The sequence below is a fragment of the Streptomyces sp. ActVer genome, assembly GCF_027270795.1.
Taxonomy (GTDB): domain Bacteria; phylum Actinomycetota; class Actinomycetes; order Streptomycetales; family Streptomycetaceae; genus Streptomyces; species Streptomyces umbrinus_A.
In genome coordinates this window covers 1-5182 of the sequence record NZ_JAPWHT010000600.1, presented here as the reverse complement: position 1 = coordinate 5182, position 5182 = coordinate 1, and the positions used below count along the sequence as shown (strand labels likewise).

Annotated in this window: 3 protein-coding genes; 2 read left to right on the top strand and 1 reads right to left on the bottom strand. The window is 70.9% G+C overall.

Annotated features, from left to right (window positions below; genetic code table 11):
* Positions 1 to 229: 229 nt before the first annotated feature.
* Entirely contained in the window at positions 230 to 2464 is a 2235-nt protein-coding gene (locus tag O3Q52_RS48565) for an alpha-N-acetylglucosaminidase (RefSeq protein ID WP_269654845.1), read from the top strand.
* A 226-nt stretch (positions 2465 to 2690) separates the two neighbouring features.
* On the top strand, positions 2691 to 3428 hold the full coding sequence (locus O3Q52_RS48560; protein WP_269654844.1) for a chitosanase: 738 nt from the start codon (positions 2691 to 2693) through the stop codon (positions 3426 to 3428).
* Positions 3429 to 3539: 111 nt separating this feature from the next.
* Here O3Q52_RS48560 and O3Q52_RS48555 read toward each other — a convergent pair whose 3' ends face one another.
* Positions 3540 to 4949 (bottom strand): nucleobase:cation symporter-2 family protein, encoded by a 1410-nt coding sequence (locus O3Q52_RS48555; protein WP_269654843.1) that lies wholly within the window; start codon positions 4947 to 4949, stop codon positions 3540 to 3542.
* Positions 4950 to 5182 lie beyond the last annotated feature (233 nt).

Below are 5182 nucleotides of genomic sequence, written 5' to 3'. Positions count from 1 at the left end.
GGCGGGGGTTCGGGGGCGGCGCCCCTGAGTCAGGGACGATGGGGGTCCCCCCGCTCGAGCGAAGCCGAGACTGGGGGAGGGTAGGGGCGGAGGGGGCGAGGAAACCCCTCGGCCAGTTCACCCTCGGTTCTCCCCCATGTGGCCCAACCGCCGTACCCAGGCCCCCCACCGGGGGTATCCCTCCCACGGCACCCCGCTCCCACCCTCACAAAGCAAACCCGGAGACCCCATGCCGCTGCCCCGTCGCGCGTTCCTCACCGCCGTCGCCGGCGCAGCCGGTACCGTCGCTTGTTCTCACGCACCCGCGCACTCGGACGGCACCCTGGCCAAGGAGGCACCCGTGACGGAGGCGGCAGCAGCGACGGCAACGAGGGCGGCCCGGCGGCTCCTCCCCCACCACTGGCGGCAGCTGAGATTCGAGTCGACGGGCACCAGGACCGGAACCGGGACCGGGACAGACACGTTCAGCGTCTCCGGCGACACCGGCCGCATCACCATCACCGGCAACACCGCAGCCACCCAACTGACCGGCCTCCGCTGGTACTTGAAGCACATCGCCCACGCCAACATCAGCTGGGCGGGCGAGCAGCTCGACCTCCCGACGGACCTGCCCGGCCCGGCCGATCCGGTGACCAGGACGGCCAACGTCCCGCACCGATTCGCCCTCAACGACACGAACGACGGCTACACCGGCGCGTACAACGACTGGACGTACTGGGAGCGCGAGCTCGACGTGCTGGCGTTGCACGGCTACAACGAGGTGCTGGTGTACACGGGCGCGGACGCGCTGTACCACCGCGTGTTCCGCGGGTTCGGGTACACGGACGAGGAGCTGCGGCAGTGGATCGCGGGGCCCGCCCATCAGCCGTGGTGGCTGATGCAGAATCTCGCCGCCTTCCCGGATCCCGTGTCGCGGCAGCTCCTGGACGCGCGCGCCGCGCTCGGGCGGCGAATCACCGACCGGGTACGGGAGTTGGGCATGACGCCCGTGTTCCCGGGCTACTTCGGCACGGTCCCGCCGGGCTTCGCCGACCGGAACGAAGGGGCGCGCACCATCCCCCAGGGCACCTGGATGGGACTGCGGCGCCCCGACTGGCTGGACCCGCGCACCAAACACTTCGCGCGCGTCGCGGCAGCCTTCTACCGGGCCCAGGACGAGCTGTTCGGCGGCCCTTCGACGCTCTACAGGATGGACCTGCTGCACGAGGGCGGCGACCCGGGTGACGTTCCGGTCGCCGACGCGGCGCAGGGCGTCGAGAAGGCGCTGCTCGCCGCGCACCCGGACGCGATCTGGGTCATCCTCGGCTGGCAGCGCAACCCGCCGCGGGCCATCGTCGACGCCGTCGACAAGTCCCACATGCTCGTCATCGACGGCCTCTCCGACCGCTTCCCGAAGGTGAAGGACCGGGAGGCCGACTGGGGCGACACCCCGTACGCCTTCGGCTCGATCTGGAACTTCGGCGGCCATACGACCCTGGGCGCCAACACCCCCGACTGGGCAGCCCTGTTCAACAAGTGGCGCACCAAGCCGGGCAGCACCCTGCGCGGTGTCGCCCTGCTGCCCGAGGCGGCCGACAACAACCCCGCCGCCTTCGACCTCTTCTCCGAACTCGCCTGGGAGGGCGGCGAGTTGGACCTCAACGTCTGGTTCAGGGACTGGGCCCTCTCCCGCTACGGTGCCCGCGATCCGCACGCCGAGGCCGCCTGGGACATCCTGCGTCGCACCGCGTACGGCACGACACGCGCCGACTCGTGGAGCGAGGGCGCCGAAGGACTGTTCGGCGCCCGCCCCTCGCTCACGGCGAAGTCGGCCGCCAAGTGGTCGCCCAAGCAACTCCGGTACAGCGCCGATGAGTTCGAGCCCGCGCTCGGCGAACTGCTCCGGGTGCGCGCGAACCTCCGGAACTCCTCCGCGTACCGGCGTGACCTCCTGGACGTGGCCCGCCAGGCCGTCTCCAACCGCAGCCGCGCCCTCCTCCCCCGCATCAGGAAGGCGTACGAGGCCGAGGACGCGCCCTGCTTCGACCGGATGACCGGCGACTGGCTCGCCCTGATGGACGTCCTGGAGACCCTGCTGGCCACCGACTCCCGGCATCTGCTGGGGCGTTGGGTCACGGACGCGCGGGCCTGGGGCGCGGACGCGGCGGAGCGGGACCGGCTGGCGTACGACAATCTGTCGCTGCTGACGGTGTGGGGTACCCGGCAGGGCGCGGACGCCGGACTGCGCGACTACGCCAACCGTGAGTGGGCGGGTCTGGTCGGCGGGCTCTACCGGCTGCGCTGGGCAACGTACTTCACCGAGCTGCGGGCCGCGATGGCGGAGGACCGGGCGCCGGAGGCCGTTGACTGGTTCGCCCTGGAGGAGCGCTGGACGCGCCGGCCGGGGCATCTCGCCACCCGGCCCACCGGTGACACGTACGAAGCCGCCGTCCGCGTACGAGAAGTGCTGGTCACGGCCCGCTAGCCGGTCCGGCGCCGCCGCCCGGCCCCGCAGTACGAGCTCGGCCCCTCCGCAACACACACCTCCTTGACGGGTATACGTCACCCCGAAACTCTGGTAGGAAACTTTCCTAACAGTACGGAGGAACGACTCCCACCCCACTGGAGGTCCCGTGCACACCCCCCACATACGCTCCTCGCGTCGAACGATTCTCGCGCTGATCGGAGCATCCCTGGTGGCAGGTCCCGTCATGGCCACCAAGTCCGCGAGCGCCGCGCCGGCCGGCCTCGACGACCCGGCGAAGAAGGAGATCGCCATGCAACTGGTCTCCAGCGCGGAGAACTCCTCGCTGGACTGGAAGGCGCAGTACCGGTACATCGAGGACATCGGCGACGGCCGCGGCTACACGGCCGGGATCATCGGCTTCTGCTCCGGTACGGGCGACATGCTGGACCTCGTCGAGCTGTACGCGCAGCGCAGGCCGGGCAACGTACTGGCCGGGTACCTGCCGGCCCTGCGTCGCGTCGACGGCACCGACTCCCACGAGGGCCTCGACCCCGGATACCCGGACGCCTGGCGCCGGGCCGCCCAGGACGAGGCGTTCCGGCAGGCCCAGAACGACGAGCGTGACCGCGTCTACTTCAACCCCGCGGTCGGTCGCGGCAAGGCCGACGGCATCGGCACGCTCGGCCAGTTCGCGTACTACGACGCCATCGTGATGCACGGCGACGGCGGCGACAGCACGAGTTTCAGCAGCATCCGCAGGCGGGCGCTCGACCGGGCGAGGCCCCCGGCGCAGGGCGGCGACGAGGTGACGTACCTCAACGCCTTCCTCGACGCCCGGGTGTGGGCGATGAAGCAGGAGGAGGCCCACGAGGACACCAGCCGGGTGGACACCGCCCAGCGCGTCTTCCTCAGGAACCGGAACCTGAACCTGGATCCGCCCCTGGACTGGCAGGTCTACGGGGACAGCTACCACATCGGCTGAACACCCGGCTCGATACCTGACTGAACACCCAAGGGCGCGGCCCGCGTGACGTGCCGCGCCCTGCCCGTCCGTACGGGAGGTCCCGCAGAGGGAAGGTCCCGTACGGACGGGTCAGTGGACCGAGGCCGGCTGCGGATCCATCGGTGCCGTCACCTCGTCGGCCGCACGCCCGCCGCCGAGGTGGTTGAAGACGAGGTTCAGGACGACCGCCGCCACGCACCCCGTCGAGATCCCCGAGTCCAGGATGATCTTCGCGGTCTCCGGGAACGCGTGGTAGAACTCCGGCGCCGTGATCGGGATGATGCCGACGGCCAGCGAGACCGCCACGATCAGGACGTTGTTGTCCTTCTCCAGACCTGCCTTGACGAGGGTCTGGATGCCGCTCGCGGCGACCGAGCCGAACAGCACCACGCCCGCGCCGCCGAGCACGGGACGGGGTACGACGGCGATGAGCGAGGCGGCCATCGGGCACAGGCCCATCAGGACGAGGAAACCGCCGCCCGTGGCGACGACGTACCGGCTGCGGATCCTGGTCATGGCGACCAGCCCGATGTTCTGGGCGAAGGCGCTGCACATGAAGCCGTTGAAGAGCGGGCTGAGGGCGGAGCCGAGGGTGTCGGCGCGCAGGCCCGCCGCGATGGTCCTCTCGTCGGCGGGGCGCTCGACGATCTCGCCCAACGCCAGCATGTCCGCGGTCGATTCGGTCATCGAGACCACCATCACCACGCACATCGAGAGGATCGCGGCGAGCTGGAACTGCGGGGCGCCGAAGTGGAACGGCGTGGGGAAGCCGACGACGGCCGCGTCGGCCACCGGCCCGAAGTCGGTGGCGCCGAAGGGGATGGCGACGAGCGTGCCGACGACCAGGCCGAGCAGCACGGCGATCTGTTTGACGAAGCCGCGGGTGAAGCGGCGCAGGAGCAGGACGACGACGAGGGTCGCGCCCGCCAGGCCCAGGTTGGTGGTGGAACCGTAGTCGTCAGCCGCGGGGTTGGGGCCCTGCGCCCAGCCGAAGGCGACCGGCATCAGGGATATGCCGATGAGCGTGATGACCGTGCCGGTGACGACGGGCGGGAAGAAGCGGACCGCCTTGCTGAAGAACGGGGCGGCGAAGAAGCCGAGTACGCCGGCGACGATGACCGCGCCGAAGATGACCGGCAGCGCGTCGCTCCTGTCGTCGGTGGAGTTGACGACGGCGATCATCGGGGCGACCCCGGCGAAGGTGACGCCGTTGACGAACGGCAGCCGAGCGCCGATCCTCCAGATCCCGAGGGTCTGGAGGAAGGTGGCGAGGCCCGCGGTGAACAGGCAGGCGCCGGTGAGGAAGGTCAGTTCGGTCGGGGTCAGGCCCACGGCCGCGCCGACGATCAGGGGCGGGGCGACGACTCCCGCGTACATGGCGGCCACGTGCTGCAGACCGCTGGTCGCCATCTTCAGTGCGGGGAGTCTCTCGTCAACTGGGTGTTTGTGCGAGCGGGTCGGGTCTGCGTCCGTACTGCTGGACGTGGGCTGGGCGGCCACGGCGGCTCCTCCGGTCGGTTGCACGTCGGCGTCGACGTGGGTTTCAGGGAGGTGGGGCGCGGTCGTGCGGGACCGGGACGATGCCCGTCACGGGGGCGTGGCGGGTAGACCGTTCCGGGGCGCGCGCACGTCCATGCGCGTGCCCCGGAGACGGTCGCCGTGGGCCCCGCTCGGGTCCACGGCCACCGGCAGAGGGCCGTCCCCCTCAGCCGGAGATCTTCAGGTGTCAGAAG